Origin of the sequence: Ilyobacter sp., from assembly GCF_041583315.1 — a bacterium.
Classification (GTDB): Bacteria; Fusobacteriota; Fusobacteriia; order Fusobacteriales; family Fusobacteriaceae; genus Ilyobacter.
In genome coordinates this window covers 1-1,951 of sequence record NZ_JBFHGC010000536.1, presented here as the reverse complement: position 1 = coordinate 1,951, position 1,951 = coordinate 1, and the positions used below count along the sequence as shown (strand labels likewise).

Annotated in this window: 2 protein-coding genes; one reads left to right on the top strand and one right to left on the bottom strand. The window is 36.6% G+C overall.

Annotated elements, in window-relative coordinates:
• Positions 1-555 (top strand): tryptophan synthase subunit alpha (gene trpA, locus ABZA26_RS13920; protein WP_372715096.1); only part of this gene is annotated, 555 nt, incomplete at its 5' end.
• Positions 556-602: 47 nt separating this feature from the next.
• Here the strand turns inward: trpA and ABZA26_RS13915 are convergent.
• A partial coding sequence (locus ABZA26_RS13915; RefSeq protein ID WP_372715095.1) for a M16 family metallopeptidase occupies positions 603-1,951 on the bottom strand: 1,349 nt, incomplete at its 5' end.

Here is a 1,951-nt window from a genome sequence, read left to right as displayed (position 1 = left end):
GCTCTGTCCAAGGACATAAGTATTCAGAAAATATTTGATGCAGTTACTGAAATAAGAAAACAGAGTCAGATACCCCTGGTTTTTTTAGTCTACTACAACACTATACACAATTACGGCGGAGAAGAGTTTCTGAAAAAATGTGAGGAAACAGGTATCGACGGTCTTATCATCCCTGATCTTCCCATGGAAGAGCAAGGAGAACTTCCAAAAAATCCAGCGGTAAGCATAATCCCTCTGGTAGCTCTTAACTCTGGAGACAGGATAGAGAGCATCGTAAAGGATGCCACCGGATTCGTCTACTGTATCTCTTCATTCGGAGTAACAGGGACAAGGGATACTATCAGTAATAAGGCCGCTGAGATAGTTAGTGAAATAAAAAAATACACTGATATTCCAGTGGCTCTTGGATTCGGAATATCACACAATAAGATGGTGGAAGAGGTAAACACATATGCCGATGCAGCTATAGTGGGAAGTGCCATTGTAAAAGTTATCGAAAAAACAGACGGAAACAAAGATGAAATAGAAGATTTTGTAGCTTCTTTGCTGAAATAGCATATTAAAAAGACAGGTCGTGTGACCTGTCTTTTTCTCTGTAAATCCTACTGAGACTTCTCAGGGATGAGTCTTACTTCTGTATAATTTTCTCTGTCCACAGCATAGTTCATAAATTTTATCATTTTTTCTCTGGTTAAGGTCTTTTTATATTTTTCAGGATTAAAGATTCTGAAATTATCTCCGTATCCCTCTCTTTTGCTTATATAATCAATCCAAAATTCATTTTTCTTCAGAACCGAATCATAATTAAAAGAGTAGTTTTCAACGATACTTTTTAATATTCTTTCCTCAAATTTCCCATCTAAAACCTTGTGAAGAACTTTTTTCACTTCCTGGGTAACCATATCGACTTTCTCAGGATCGGTACTATAACTTATAGTGAGATAATTTTCCTGGAAATTCAGGGGACTCAAATCTGTATCAGCATATATTGTATAGATTCCTCCTATTTTTTCCCTTATCTCCTCCAATAGTATCATGTCGAGTATTTTTGCCGTACCAAGATATTTTACCCTGTTTTCATAGGTGTACTCACCTCTATAGGGATAAACCAAGGTAACGGCCACTTTTTTATCTGTCCCTTTATTTACACTTTCTTTTATTATTCCTTCTGGAGATTTTATCCCCAGATTTTTCGGTACTTCTGTAATGTCCTTTGACGGAATTCCAGCCAGATATTTTTTCATAAGATTTTCCATATCCATATCTTTTGTACTTCCCACTATGATCATCTGAAAATCCCCTATACTGGAGAATCTGTCCTTAAATGCCTCTATAAGATCCTTTTCCCCCACCTTATCCAGGTCTTCCAGGGTAATAGGTTTTCTTCTGGGATGGTTCTGTGACAAAGTTTCCCTTATTTTATCCATAAACAGAGTCTTAGGTGAATTTTCCCTGTTTTTTATATGCTGTCTCTGAAGCTCCATAAAATTATTATATATATCCATGTCAACCTTTGGACTTGTGAGGAAGGCATTTAGAATCTCCAAGGTGGTAACAAGGTTATCCCTGTCAGTTTCTATATCTATGCCTTCACTGTAGTCAGATATATAGGGGTTAAACTGTATATTTTTCCCCTTCATGAAGATATCCGTTTCCACAGGAGAAAGATTTCCAAGACCAGAAGAGATTATTATCTGGGGAGCCATCTTTGACGCAAGATACCCTTTTTCATCCATGAGGGAGCTCCCTCCCTTGCTAAAGAGTTTTATAAGTATCCTGTCCTGGTCAAAATCCGTTTTTTTCAGAATTACCTCCATATTATTGGATAGTTTGTATCTTGAAAAATCTTTTTCCACTGTTGTTTTGACTATTTTTCCAGGCGAAACCTGTTTATAATTCAAAACAGGTTTCTTATCAGATTCTGTCTCACCAAATAAACTTTCATTTTTGG